Source organism: Alkalibacterium sp. f15 (assembly GCF_049389645.1).
Lineage (GTDB): Bacteria > Bacillota > Bacilli > Lactobacillales > Carnobacteriaceae_A > Alkalibacterium.
On record NZ_CP186540.1, the window covers coordinates 2,143,677 to 2,157,225 of the forward strand.

Sequence of the window (13,549 nt, forward strand, 5' to 3'; positions counted from 1 at the left end):
TTACAGGTATTAACTATCATCTTCCTCCTCGTCATCCAACAAATCTTTCTCGTGTTTCTTCTTCAACTCGTCGATCAGCGGATCACCTTCTTTCAGTAGGCCCAAAAGCAGATATTTCGCCTGAAAGAAGATGAGTTTCATCATCCAGGAAGAAAGGGGTGGACTGGGCTGAGTGAAGACAGAGGGCGTGGACAGCCGGTTGATGATGTTGTTTTGACTGTAGGTGCCCGCTTGGTTGGCTAGGAGTGTCAGCCATTCCCTGGTTATCTTGTCTTGAGACTCAGCCAATAAACGTGTCTGGTGTGCGAGATGCAGCATATGTTTATAGGAACGTTTTGAAACGAGCTGGTGATGTCCTGCGATGTTGAAAAAAGTCCTGTTACCATGTGGGTAAAAGTCCAGGACATGATGAAAGGCGATCCAGTTAGCGTGTTTTCTAATGGCCCCGCTGTCTGGTGTCAAGTAATGGGAACCCAGCACGAAAGGGCAGCACTTTTTAACGTTCAGCGCATGTCCGAATTGCCTGACCCAGCGGTAGTCCACGTTTATGTAGTCGAAGTATCGGTCCATGACTTTCGTTGTGGTTTCGAGCGTCTTTAAAGGTGACCCGTTCAACTGAAAAACGAGGGTGTTATAAGGGGTGCTTTTTTCCTTTGATAAGTCATACACATAAAACGTTTCGTTGTCTATAAGTAAATGTTTCTGCTCAATGGCCAGGTCTAAATGGTCCAGCATCGTCTCCGGTGACAGACATAATAAGTGAGGTGAAGACGGTGAAGGGACCAATGAATAATCTGGAAATTGTGTGCCATGGCTATCGGTCACGAGTGCTGTGAGTTGCTCAAGATAGGTTGTCTGTTGCTTTGTTTCGAAGTCCAATAAAACATTCCTCCAAGTTGAATTATTTTGAAAACGGTTACTTTTAAAATATATCATTTTTTTGTATAGATTTATACTTTTTTCACAAGATGAGAAAAATTTTATTTTTAATTAATGAAGGTGGAGAAATTGTATTTTGATGTGACATTTTTACTCTCTTTTTATTTTTTGAAAGAGAAGTCATCTTCTTTTATTAGAATCCGTTAAAAGTTTTAAGTGTTAATATCCGATCAGTCATGCTTTCTGTCCGTACAGACAGAAAGTGCACTGATCGGTCTATTTTTTTGCCGTTACGGTCCTTTGAATGAGAAGGGGTAAAGGAATAAAGTAGGATCATACAAGGCCTTGTATAAATTTCAAAGAAGATCTTCGGACAAGAGGACAACATGATAAGACAGTTAACAGAAGAGGTGGCCAGTGACTTTTTCTTCATCCATGATTCACTGGTCTATGGGGTTCTGAAAGCATGCCACGTGAGTTACAATCACCCGGACTATGAGGATTACCTGCAAGTCGGGCGGCTGAAGCTGGTGGAAGCATATGAGAATTACCCGAACGACTTGAATGAGGAAGAAGCGTATTACCGGTTCACCGGGTTTGCCTATCAGCGTGTCAGGTGGGGGATTTTAGACGAACTGAGAAAAGCGGCCAAACAGCGAGAGCGTGAGAGTGCGCTCCCGGACGACAGTATACTGGAGAACCAATTGATGGGCTACACGAGTGATGACGACGTCCTTTTTTTGGGTTTGTTTCAGTCGATGCTTGTGTGTCTGACTGAGCAGGAACAGGCGTATCTGATCGATGCCGTCATGCTGGAACTGAGTGTCCAGGATATTGCCAGAAAGTACGGGGTGTCACGCAATACGGTCTACCAGTGGAAACACAAGATAGGCGAGAAATTGATCCACTTCAAAAATGATCTGAAAAAATAAACAAGAGAAAGTAGGAAATCATATGACAAAAACATTAATCATCGACCCAGGACACGGCGGGAAAGACGGTGGTGCACGCGGCTTTGGCGTCGACGAAAAGGACTGGAATCTTAAAATGAGTCTGTATCAGTATATCCGCTTGAAAGCTTTGGGCGTTGATGTCTCCCTCACCCGACGTGAAGACAACACGCTCGAGCCGGTGCAGCGGGTGGCGCGCATTAAAAATCAGTACGACCTCTGTCTATCCAACCATTGGAATGCCTTTAATGGTGAAGCCAGGGGCGTGGAGGGCATTTATTCGGTCCATGGTAAACCGGATCTGGCTACTGACCTGGTGGACCGGGTCGTTGCCAAGACGGGCTTACCCAAGCGTCGCGTATTTAAGCGGGAGATCAAAAAAGGGGTGGATTACTACTACATGCACCGCCTGACGGGTAAGACCGAAACGGTGATACTGGAATACGGCTTTATCGATCACCCGACGGACTTCAACCATTACGCTGATAACACCCAGTTTCAGCTGGCGGCAGAAGCCGTGATCGAAGGCTTGTGTCTGGCGACGGGACATGTGTACCGCCAGCCGGAAGCGGGTGTCAGTGTGTTGAAATCTATCGCACTGAAAAAGGACTCCGGCAAAAAACGCCTAGTCAGTCATCACGCTGGAAAGCTCCGTTTTTACAACAAGCCAAGCTGGTCAGATAAAGACGTCTTTGGCCACGTGACGTTCGGCCAAGGTTTTCCAACAGTCGTTAAAAAGCTGAAAGTGGGACGCGGTGAACAATACCAGGTCAAAAACTCCAAAGGCGACGTTTATTATATCACCGCCAGCCCGGCATACGTAAACGTGCTTTAAACTAAGAATAAATTTTCCGACCGGCGAAAAATAACTGCATAAAATAAAGAATACCTGCCGATTTTTTTTTGATCGGCAGGTGTTTTGCTTGTTTTGAGGTTCGACTCGTTTCGATTAAGCAGATACGGAACAAGGACACGGCTATTTAAGTGCTATTATTCTTGATTAGAAGGACCTATAGAATTAACAAAAATAACAGCCAATTAAAAAGAAATCCAAAACATTTCAGCGCTGATCGACAGGAGCTGCGAGTTAATTTGCTTGAACTCTAGTTGATTAGGGGGTATCGTTGTGAATAGAATAGTGTTTTAAATCCACTCGTCACGATTGATAATCAGTCGAAAAAAATAAACTGTTAGTTCGTTTCCACTTCTATAGATAATATATTTTTTATTGTAATAAGTGCCCGAACAGCGGGCTGCTAGAGCGAATAACTAAATTGCGAGCATACAAACTTCATAAAATAAACTCACTAATGGATCGACTGACTAAAGGTAATTATTTTGTATGTGGTTAATTACCAAGATATAGGTTAATATAAATATAAAAGATGGAGGAGAATATATATGTCAAAAGTAAGAAAAGCAGTCATTCCAGCAGCTGGTTTTGGTACGCGCTTTTTACCTGCTACAAAAGCGATGCCCAAGGAAATGCTGCCGGTCGTCGACAAACCGACGATTCAATACATTGTGGAAGAGGCCATTGCCAGTGGTATTGAAGAAATTTTGATCATTACCGGTAAAAATAAACGGGCGATCGAGGATCACTTTGATCATTCTGTGGAGCTGGAACTGGAACTCGAAAAGAAAGGCAAGACTGAATTACTGGAACTGGTCAATAGTATATCCGACATGGTGGATATCCATTACATAAGGCAGAAAGAAGCCAAGGGACTGGGCCATGCGATTTATTGTGCGAAAACCTTCGTAGGGGATGAACCCTTCGCAGTATTACTGGGTGATGACATTGTTTATACTGAAGACACGCCTTGTTTGAAACAGATGATCAACTGTTATGATGACTATGAGACAAGTGTCTTAGGCGTCCAAACGGTCAAACAAGAAGATGTCAGCAAATACGGCATCGTGGACGGCAAACAGCTGGCAGATAATGTTTACTCGGTAAACGGCTTGGTCGAAAAACCAGCGATGGAAGAAGCGCCGTCAAATGTAGCCATTTTAGGCCGATACATCATCAATCCCGCAATCTTTGATATCCTCAAAGATACCGAACCGGGCAAAGGCGGAGAGATCCAATTAACAGATGCCCTCAAAGAGCTGGCCTTACAAGAAGATATGGTCGCTTATGATTTTGAAGGGAAACGTTATGATGTCGGTGATAAACTCGGTTTCTTGGAAGCAACGGTCGAGACCGCACTGAGAAGAGACGACTTGAGAGAAGATTTTTTAACTTATCTTGAGAAAATAGTAGAAAAAGAAACGGTTCAGAATATTAAATAATGTGTTTTTAGTAAACAAAAATGAACCCTTAAATGGAGAAACGCCTTACGATTAGCGCTAATCGTAAGGCGTTTTCTGTTGTTTTAGGGCCACTTGTTACTCTTAACAAGTGGGTAGGACAAGGAGACATTAAAACAGAAACGTCTTATATGTTTTTAGATAAGTTGAGATAAAAGCCAGAGATTATTACAGGTTTAATCATAAAAGTTCGGATTTTCAGTATTACTCGAAGAGAATATAGTTGATGGTCTTTATCTATGGAGTATGGTTAAGAAGCTTCTTTAAATGTGAACATTGTGTGAATTGTTAATAATATCACATTCATCAGATTCTTTCCAGAGTGTTAATTTAGTTATAAAATGACTATTAATGACTTTAAAGTATATATAATATTTGTTTCTTTTATTGACTCTTCATAGACATATTAGTAATATTAGCGATGAATATAGTTAATATATTACTAAATATATTAGATGATATTATATTGATATATGGGAAGAGGTCGATCAAGAAGAGATTTATAAAATTCACACATTAAAGAAATTAGTGAATTGTTACTATAAATAAACATCCGAATGTCTGTCGGTAGAGCCTAAATTGTATTGCGTTCAAATAATTTCATCATTGGTATGAGGGGTGAAGCGTTATTTTCTTTACAATTGACCATGGTTAAAAAAAGTATGTTGTAAGAAGATAGAATTAAATGAATGGATCGTCGATCAATTAACTGGATTGACGAAAGTTTTTATTAATGCAAAGATATTAAAAAAATTATTAGGAGAGATGAAAATGGATAATAGTACATCAAACGAAGTTCAGCAAAACAGCAAATCTTTTTTCAAGTTTGACAATATGATCACACCTAAAATAATTCAAATTATTTTTTTCTTAGGTTTAGTAATTTCCGTACTTGCGGGATTATTAATGATTGTAGCAGGAGATATGGCTTTTGCAGGTTTAGTAGTCATTATAATGGGGCCGCTTTTAGTTAGAGTGAATTGTGAAATAATCATTGTTTTATTTAAAATTCATGAAGCACTACAAGATATTCGTTACAGATAAATTTAAATTAGTTGTCAGGTGTTTTATTATAAAAAGGTTCTATAACAGTTGAATTAGTAAGAAAAAACTCACTAATACCAGCTGTTTTAGAGCCTTTATTATTATCGATTTAGGCAGGTATTCATTTTTCGGATAGTCATTCCTCCAAAATTTTATCGTAAAATAGAACCAGCAGCTTTTCAGCACAATGACTTAAACCGGACTAAAGTTTCCTTATCAAAACTTTTCTAATTTACATAAATAATAATAGAACAACGAGAGAAATAGTATTTACTTTCAGAAAGTGAGAACCTCTCTGGATTTTTAAACTTGGGGACAAAACCAGATTTAAATGAAGGAAGAAACCTATTACTAAACAGACAAGGTGATGTAGGATGAATTATTGTGAAGAATGTGGACATAAACTAGAGTATGAACAAAAATTTTGTCAAGGCTGCGGTGCAGCAGTTGTTCCCAAAGATACTAATAGCTCACAGGGAGATCCCCATATAACTAAAGAACCAAAACATCCAGAAAAAAAAGGAGCAAGCTCGTCTAAAAAACCATTTCCAAAAGGAGTGATCGTTACTTCGGTACTCGTGATCTTTTTAAGTGTAGCAGGCTACTTCTCGTATCAGTACGGACAGGATTACTATAGTGTAAGAAATCAGGTCGATCGTATGGTGAAAATATTACACTCAAAGGATTACGAAAGTATTGCTGCCAACCTCACATCAACTCATGATGAATTGGAGATTGATGAGGATACGATCAAACCGTATGTAGATGTTTACTTAACGGATGTCGATGCAATTGAATTGAGAAAGGCGCTAGCTACTGAAAGAAGCTATGAATCCTTAAAATTAGTGCCAAAAGGGTCTTACTTTTATCTCTTCGACAAATATGAATTGGAACTGCTACCTGCCTTTGTTACACTTTCTACCAATATGGAAAATGTGACGTTTTCAATAAACGCTGAAGAAGTGGTCGTTTCTGATGAAGAAGATTTTTCTTTTGAACATGGTCCGTTGATTCCAGGAGAGTATGTGTTCAGTGCGGTGACAAAAATAGATGGTCATGAGCTCATGACTGAAGAGAATAGTTATGTCACTGCTTCTCAGGATAATGTATTGATCGATCTGCCTATTCAAGGCTTTTCTTTTACCGTTGAAAGTAATCTAGATGATCCATTTGTGTACATTAACGATAAAGAGATAGGTCAGCTTCAAAATGGATCGGGGCATTTTGGACCCTTTGGAAGCCTGAACGAATCACAGCTCGAATTAAGAAAAGAAGAATCATTTGGAGAATTGAAGACCAGTGCGATCACTATGTCTGCTTTCGATGAGGAAAACTACTATTTGAAATTTCAAGAATCTTTAAATATAGATAGTGCTGAGATGGCATTGAGGGATATGTATTATACCTTGAGCGGAATGACCCAAGACGATAATTATGATTTAGAAGGATTGATTGAAGATTTTGGGAACTATTTTTATCAAGGAGTAGCGTATGATGAATTGCGACCTTTCTTCATCGATTATGCAGAGAGACAGCGTGAGAATGAAGACGCTGATCGAACGACATATGATGTGACGCTTACTAATTTTAATCAGGTTGGAATGAAAGAATATACAGTTGATTTAGAAGTTGACTATATCACTGAATATGATTGGTCATTGGATAAAGAAAACCGCATTCGAACGTTCACCTATAACGTCTCGTTAATTGCAGATGAAGCTATTCGGGATACGTGGGCAAATGAAGAAGAATTATTTATTGATGGGTTTGGGAGCGAAGAATTAATATATGACAGCAATGAATAGTCAGTTATAGTGAGATGACCTAATGAGGTAGTGACCGAAGTAAGGGAAAGATAGATTATTTGAAATAAAAACGTTCGACGAGAATACTAAACCTCATAGGATGGGGTTACTTATGGCATAGATTTATTGAGCCCCAACAAAAAGATTGTTCATATATATACTTAATAATATTGTGTTTAAACCGATAATATATTTAAAGATCTGTTTACTGGGTGGTATCGATTATGAATAGGTCCACCTTTTAACAGTATCAGTTAGTGGCTATATAAATACAGTGTAAAGGAGTGGCAAATAAGTTAGCATTTTCAGTGGTTTTACAAGAAAGACTTAAAAATAATAAGGAGGAATCACATGTTTTTTTGTGAAGAATGTGGATCAAAACTAGAAGAAGGCAGCAAATTTTGTGAAGAATGTGGCACGACCGTGGAAAATATATCTGACCCGAACAAGACCGCCAGCAGCTCACCTAAACAGACGACCAAAGTAGTGTTAACAAAAACGCAGAAGATCGTACTGGGTATGGCAGTCGGTTTGGGTGTTATGTCTTTCGCAGGTTATAAAATAGGCGAGAACGTATTCAGTCAAGAGAATCAGAAGGAGAACTTAATCGAAGTGCTCTCATCGAATGATCCAGAAGCTCTGGCTGGTATTTTGAAAACGGATGATCCTAATTTTGAAATTGATGCAGAAACGATTGCACCCTTTGTTACATATCTTGAGGAGAACCCTAACTACCTGAATAGCTTGGTGAGTGAATTACAATATAGCGATACATACGATATGCTAGAAATTAGAGAAAATGGAGCGCATTTCCTTTTTTATGATAATTTTGAGCTTGTCATTACACCTGTTTATGCAACGGTTTATACCAATGCAAAAGGAGCTAAAATTTCAAGTAATGAAGTCGAACTTTTGACTTCAGATAGTGATGAGTTTTATAAAGAAATTGGGCCTTTAGCACCTGGAGATTATGATTTCAATGTTGAGGGAGTCATTAATGATAGTACGTTAACAAGAACTGAGAACGTGTCACTGCTCCACTCGGATTTCATCACAGATATCGATTTGATACTTCAGGGCACTTATTTTGATGTATACAGCGATTTAGCGGATGCGACTGTTTATGTAGATGACAAAGAAATCGGTACGTTAACAAATGGAGAAGGTCAGTTTGGGCCGATTCAAGTGGAACTGGGTCAAACACTGCATGTATCCAAATCATTTGGCGACGATGTTATCAGTTCAGATAAAGTTGATTTATCTGATTATGATGATACTTATTACTTCGATGATCTAGTCGTCGCTGATGAATATGATTTAAATGATGTTATCTATACAATGTATAACACCGCATCTTCTCTCACACGTTACTATAATGATTCGGATGTTGAGTACTATGCAACATTATTTTCTCCAGATGGCAGTGCCTATGAAGAACAGCACAAACAATTTTTAGCTTTTGCAAAAGATATTTATGATAACGAAGATATGGATGATGTCAGTTTTGAGGTCGAACTTAAGGAATATGAACAAACGGGCATGTATACTTTTGATGTGCATTATGAAGTGACATACGTATCGTCTTTTGATTACCGCGTATACAGAAATAATAAAATAAGACATTACAAGAAAGATATGACGATCGAATATGTCCCTACGAACAATCCCTATAGAGACTATGATGCTTTCATAACTGATATCAGTAATGAGGAATTACTTTATGAAGAAGGCGGAGAAGACAACTAAAAATCAGGTAAAAGGAGTATATAATGGAAAACGCGAAAAAATATTGTCCCAATTGTGGGAAAGAACAGACAAAAGAATCTATATTTTGTATAGATTGTGGTTATGATTTTAATGAGAAAGTTTTTCCGGAAAGTTCAATAAAAAATGAGAGTAAGTCGAAGTTTAATCTTCAAGATTATAAACAGGTATTGAAAGATAAAAGAGTACTGGGTGGGTTATTAGTTATTACTGTGTTAGTTATTGCATATTTTACTGTTGGTGGGATAGACATTGCTGGGACATACGAGGCCGATGATACGATGGTTGACAATAGCAGATCAAATACATTAAGCATTTCAAGAAGTGGGGATGCAACCTTAAGATTCATTGATGATTATGATCAATTAGATATTTCGGCGACAGTTAGACTAGTAGAAAGCAATGATGGATATAGATATTACGCTGACCTAAGTGAAAACGTAAAATTAGAAGTAACTATGCCGATAACGGAATTATATGATGGCTATTATTGGTATGACTTGGAAGAAATCATAGAATTAGCAGGGTTACAACAAAAACAAAATGGGAATATGGTGACGATTTCTGGAGAGGTGCCGGCGTTTCTAGCAAAACAAATGGATATTGATTTGAGCGAAATGGAAATTATTAGAGAAGACAATTATGGTGCACTGATTCTTTTTGATACATTTTACTATGATGTAGATTAAATCAATTAGGAATAAAGGAGGAAAATATGAAATATTGTACAAATTGCGGGAACGAATTACCAAACGAAGCAAGCTTTTGCTCAAAGTGTGGCAACAGATTTAATGGTGCTACAACTGCAACGCATATACAAGAGATCAATGCAGAAGTAGTGAAAGAAAAGTTAGGGAAAACTTTTTCCCAAGCTAAGGGATCGATTCAAAACAGTGGATATATTGATTACTTCAAGCGAACAGCCAAGTATCCAACAGTTGCATTAAATGAAAAACAATCGAATAATGGCTTTATTCATTTTGGTATCTTATCACTTATAACTGTATTAGCTATTTATTCTATTATTACTGGAGCCATAAGTATCGCTATGAATCAAACAGGCTTAGGGGCATTGTTAGGTCTGAGTGGGGGCTTCACGAATCAAGTAAATCAACTATTACCTAATCTTTTTCTAATGAGTGTCACGATATATGGTGTATTTGTTTTTTCAGCATATATGATACTAAAGATTTTAGTGAAAAAGGAACTTACCCTAACGCAAGTGTTTACTGAATTTGGCGGTCTACTTACACCCAATATCATTTTGTTGGGCATAGCTGCTATTTTAACGTACCTGATAAAAAGCGAAAACATAATGGTTCTTGGTCTATCATTCATAGGTTTTACACTTCTTTTATGTTTTATTGCTATGAATTATTATATTTATGTAAAATCATACAAGAGTACGAATAATACGTTCTATGCGCTTTTAATCAGCAACATACTCGTCTTTCTTTTGTTTAGTATCATCATCTATCTGCAGATAGAACCCATTATCACAGCTATAGACAATTTAGGATCATTAGGATGGTAGGAGGAATAATATGAATAAGTGTAAAACATGCAGTGCCAATCTTAATGATAACGCGAAATTTTGTAAAGAATGTGGTGCTAAAGTAGACAATCTTCATTTGACATTTAACTCGACAGGCGATTCGGAAACAATTCGGCCCCAAGTAACTCAGGAAACGAACAATGCTGAATCGACACTTGTAACCAAGCAGTCAAATACCATTTCATTAGATGTTGATTTGGTAAAAACATACATTAGTGATTACGGTCGATTCCTGAAAGAAACATTATTGCGTCCAGCATCGGTATTCAAGACAACTAGTTGGATCAACGGGTTGATCAGCATTATTATATTTGCGACTGTTCAAATGACAGTAGTGAATTATGACCATTTCGCGACCTTGTTCAAATTCTTAATCTTCCAGGCTATTGTAGTTGGAGTTTTGTTGGTCATAAATAAAGGGTTACTGAATACTTCAAGCACTATTGCAGATGTGGTAACCGAGTATGGAGGACTAATGAACACACAGTCCATTATATTTATATTGGCCGGTCTTATTGGTTTGAACGAGGGCATCGGAATATTTGTAATGTTCGTTGCTTTATTGAACCAGCTAAATATCTACAATTATTACTTGTTTAATAATCAGACAAAAGGCACAAAAAAATTAGATGGGTATTATCAGATAGTTATTGCGTATATAGTTTTAGCTATATTAGTGTATTACGGCTTTAGAGGATTCTTAAACTTTTAATCAAAACGAAGGGGTCACAATGTGACTCTTTTATTTTACATATAGATGAAAATGAAAACTTGAAATTCAAGCAATCACGTGAAGAGGCTGACTTGAACCTTAGTTTACTTCCGCAAAGTGAAAATCAGATGGATGATTCGTTTCTGTCATTAATTTAAGCAAGCGAAATCGCAGTAGATGAAAATCGCGATGACAAAGATTTCTTCGTGTTGAGAGAAGAAGATATACCCAGTCTTGTTTAAAGACCGTTATAAATTTGAATATGTGGGTTGAATGGAGGACAGTACATGTTTGGATGTTTAGGATTGTTATTCTTTTTTTGCTATGATAGCTGCTTTTGCGGCCTATTTTATTATTTGGGCAATTTATACTCTGCTAGCCGTCTTGAGTATTTTTTTGTTGATATTGATAATTAAATGGTTGATGAAATATCTAAGAAATCGTAGATGAAAAAAATTGAATACTGATCATTTAGAAGACTTTTAGTATCGATCGAATTGATCAATACTAAAAGTCTTTTCTTTTCAAACTAATTTATCAATTTACTGATAAAATAACTGCTAATATAACATGAATTCCGGTTAGTTAATTTCTGGTCTTTAGGATTGTAACTAGTTCCAAGTGAAAACGGAAAAAGCCAAAACTTCTTAAGATTGACGCCTAAACTTAAGAAGTTTGAGAGAAAATAAGTCTAACTTCTTAAGATAACAGGTAATCTTCAGTAGTTTCTCAAAAAGAAACAGAAAATTCTGAAGATTAAGAAAAGATCTTATAAAAAGAGGTGTATTTTGTCAGTTGCCTGACAAAATTTCCGAGATAAAAGCACTGCTAATAAAACACCGATTCCAGTTAGTTGATTTCTGGTCTTTAGGATTTTAACTAGTTCCAAGTGAAAACGGAAAAAGCCAAAACTCCTTAAGATTAACGCTTAAACTTCAGAAGTTTGAGAGCATACAAGCCTAACTTCTTAAGATAACAGATAATCTTCAGGAGTTTCTCAAAAAGAAACAGAAACTACTGAAGATTAACAAAAGATCTTATAAAAGAAGGTGTATTTTGTCAGCTGCCTGACAAAATTTCCGAGATAAAAGCACTGCTAATAAAACATGAATTCCAGTTAGTTAATTTCTGGTCTTTAGGATTTTAACTAGTTCCAAGTTAAAACGGAAAAAGCCAAAACTCCTTAAGATTGACGCCTAAACTTCAGAAGTTTGAGAGCATACAAGCCTAACTGCTTAAGATAACAGATAATCTTCAGGAGTTTCTCAAAAAGAAACCGAAACTTCTGAAGATTAAGAAAAGATCTTATAAAAAGAGGTGTATTTTGTCAGCTGCCTGACAAAATTTCCGATCAAAGTCACTCAAAAATGAAAACACCCATGCTTTCCCTTATTTAATAGGGAAGGGCATGGGCGTTTTCATTATCTACTAAATCAATCATTCATGGGTGGAATAGTAAACAGTGCTTTGGATGTCCTGATTGTGGTTGCCGAAGCTCTTGCCGAACAATGTCAGTCCACCGACGTGTTTGGAGTCTTCGTCTACGGCTATTTTTAGTTTCATTAATGGTTGGTCAAAATCGAGTTGGGACAAGTTCACTTCTGAAATCGATTCGCCGTCAATGAGGGTTTCCTTATTGTTGATTCGCAGGATCTTAAGCAAGCCGTACTGACTGTTGTCTTTGGGCCACCAGTTTGGTGTCTGGCGTCCTCTAACATCCGAGAAGTTGCCGGGTACGGTCCAGGTTCCCACACAGACATCGTTGATATAAAAAGAGATATCGGACGGCCAGTTGTTATTGGAAACAGGGAATTCGGACGAAATCTCCAAACTGATCTCGAGCAGTTCTGGTCTTTCGTTTTGGGTTAGCAGGTTCGGGAATTTGTATTCCACAAAGCCTTTTGAGAACCACAGGATATCCGCGTCCATCCGGTCGGCGTTCATAAAGTGCTTGGGGTCATCCAGGTTTCCGACATAGTCGTTTTTAGTTGCCAGGCCGCAAGTGGGTTCAACGTTGAAATCGGTAAAATGTCCAACTTTGATGTCTGTCCGGTGCTGTTCGTATTCAGGGTACAGCACTCGGGGGAAGCGGATGAACAACTGGTCGATCGCCAAAGAACAAATTTTCTGGCTCCCAGCTTTACCGGGCAGCCGTTTGGTCTTGATGATATTCGCTTCTTCCAGCTGTTTGATATGCCTGGTGACGATGGCGCTTGACATATATAGTTCGGCTGCCAGTTCTTTTATGTTGCGTTCTTTTTCAGACAAGAGATTGACGATCTTCAGACGGGTATCACTTGCCAGTGCTTCAAAAATTGCTAATGAGTCTGTCGTGGTATGAACTTCCATCTTTTTCTCTCCTTTAGTTAACCGATAAGTTAATTAATATAACGTTTGGACAGGCCTTTTATGCTTATGGTTTACTCTTTAGTAAATCCATTATACAAAACAAAGAAAAGGCTTGCAAGGATTATTTTAAAGATATATTATGAAACCGTAAACAATAAAAGGAAAACAAAAACCATCA

Annotated in this window: 11 protein-coding genes; 9 read left to right on the top strand and 2 right to left on the bottom strand. The window is 37.7% G+C overall.

What is annotated here, in order from left to right:
- Nucleotides 1-9: 9 nt before the first annotated feature.
- On the bottom strand, nt 10-879 hold the full coding sequence (locus tag ACO1PF_RS10210) for a hypothetical protein (RefSeq protein WP_423188952.1): 870 nt from the start codon (nt 877-879) through the stop codon (nt 10-12).
- Between the two features lie 386 nt (nt 880-1,265).
- Here ACO1PF_RS10210 and ACO1PF_RS10215 point away from each other — a divergent pair, with 386 nt between their 5' ends.
- The 9 genes from ACO1PF_RS10215 (at nt 1,266) to ACO1PF_RS10255 (ending at nt 11,022) form a co-directional block, all read left to right on the top strand.
- Nucleotides 1,266-1,811, top strand: a complete 546-nt coding sequence (locus ACO1PF_RS10215) for a sigma-70 family RNA polymerase sigma factor (RefSeq protein ID WP_423188953.1) — start codon at nt 1,266-1,268, stop codon at nt 1,809-1,811.
- Nucleotides 1,812-1,833: 22 nt separating this feature from the next.
- On the top strand, nt 1,834-2,664 hold the full coding sequence (locus tag ACO1PF_RS10220; RefSeq protein WP_423188954.1) for an N-acetylmuramoyl-L-alanine amidase family protein: 831 nt from the start codon (nt 1,834-1,836) through the stop codon (nt 2,662-2,664).
- A gap of 566 nt (nt 2,665-3,230) precedes the next feature.
- Nucleotides 3,231-4,124, top strand: coding sequence for a UTP--glucose-1-phosphate uridylyltransferase GalU (gene galU, locus ACO1PF_RS10225; RefSeq protein WP_423188955.1), 894 nt, complete (start codon nt 3,231-3,233; stop codon nt 4,122-4,124).
- A gap of 789 nt (nt 4,125-4,913) precedes the next feature.
- Complete coding sequence (locus tag ACO1PF_RS10230; RefSeq protein WP_423188956.1) at nt 4,914-5,186, top strand: DUF4282 domain-containing protein; 273 nt, start codon at nt 4,914-4,916, stop codon at nt 5,184-5,186.
- Nucleotides 5,187-5,560: 374 nt separating this feature from the next.
- Entirely contained in the window at nt 5,561-6,991 is a 1,431-nt protein-coding gene (locus ACO1PF_RS10235; protein WP_423188957.1) for a zinc ribbon domain-containing protein, read from the top strand.
- A gap of 351 nt (nt 6,992-7,342) precedes the next feature.
- Nucleotides 7,343-8,737: a zinc ribbon domain-containing protein gene (locus ACO1PF_RS10240; protein WP_423188958.1), complete on the top strand. Its 1,395-nt coding sequence runs from the start codon at nt 7,343-7,345 to the stop codon at nt 8,735-8,737.
- A 23-nt stretch (nt 8,738-8,760) separates the two neighbouring features.
- Entirely contained in the window at nt 8,761-9,444 is a 684-nt protein-coding gene (locus ACO1PF_RS10245; RefSeq protein ID WP_423188959.1) for a hypothetical protein, read from the top strand.
- A gap of 26 nt (nt 9,445-9,470) precedes the next feature.
- The gene (locus tag ACO1PF_RS10250) at nt 9,471-10,289 is read left to right on the top strand and encodes a DUF6574 domain-containing protein (protein ID WP_423188960.1); all 819 of its coding nucleotides are present in this window, start codon (nt 9,471-9,473) and stop codon (nt 10,287-10,289) included.
- A gap of 10 nt (nt 10,290-10,299) precedes the next feature.
- Nucleotides 10,300-11,022, top strand: coding sequence for a hypothetical protein (locus tag ACO1PF_RS10255; RefSeq protein WP_423188961.1), 723 nt, complete (start codon nt 10,300-10,302; stop codon nt 11,020-11,022).
- Between the two features lie 1,437 nt (nt 11,023-12,459).
- Here ACO1PF_RS10255 and ACO1PF_RS10260 read toward each other — a convergent pair.
- A complete protein-coding gene (locus tag ACO1PF_RS10260) occupies nt 12,460-13,371 on the bottom strand; it encodes an ArsR/SmtB family transcription factor (RefSeq protein WP_423188962.1) in 912 nt (303 codons plus the stop codon).
- Nucleotides 13,372-13,549 lie beyond the last annotated feature (178 nt).

What these genes read in the sequence shown, in the direction of transcription:
- ACO1PF_RS10215 (WP_423188953.1), top strand. Translation starts at nt 1,266, where the DNA reads ATGATAAGACAGTTAACAGAAGAGGTGGCCAGTGACTTTTTCTTCATC.
- ACO1PF_RS10220 (WP_423188954.1), top strand. Translation starts at nt 1,834, where the DNA reads ATGACAAAAACATTAATCATCGACCCAGGACACGGCGGGAAAGACGGT.
- galU (WP_423188955.1), top strand. Translation starts at nt 3,231, where the DNA reads ATGTCAAAAGTAAGAAAAGCAGTCATTCCAGCAGCTGGTTTTGGTACG.
- ACO1PF_RS10230 (WP_423188956.1), top strand. Translation starts at nt 4,914, where the DNA reads ATGGATAATAGTACATCAAACGAAGTTCAGCAAAACAGCAAATCTTTT.
- ACO1PF_RS10235 (WP_423188957.1), top strand. Translation starts at nt 5,561, where the DNA reads ATGAATTATTGTGAAGAATGTGGACATAAACTAGAGTATGAACAAAAA.
- ACO1PF_RS10240 (WP_423188958.1), top strand. Translation starts at nt 7,343, where the DNA reads ATGTTTTTTTGTGAAGAATGTGGATCAAAACTAGAAGAAGGCAGCAAA.
- ACO1PF_RS10245 (WP_423188959.1), top strand. Translation starts at nt 8,761, where the DNA reads ATGGAAAACGCGAAAAAATATTGTCCCAATTGTGGGAAAGAACAGACA.
- ACO1PF_RS10250 (WP_423188960.1), top strand. Translation starts at nt 9,471, where the DNA reads ATGAAATATTGTACAAATTGCGGGAACGAATTACCAAACGAAGCAAGC.
- ACO1PF_RS10255 (WP_423188961.1), top strand. Translation starts at nt 10,300, where the DNA reads ATGAATAAGTGTAAAACATGCAGTGCCAATCTTAATGATAACGCGAAA.
- ACO1PF_RS10260 (WP_423188962.1), bottom strand. Translation starts at nt 13,371, where the DNA reads ATGGAAGTTCATACCACGACAGACTCATTAGCAATTTTTGAAGCACTG.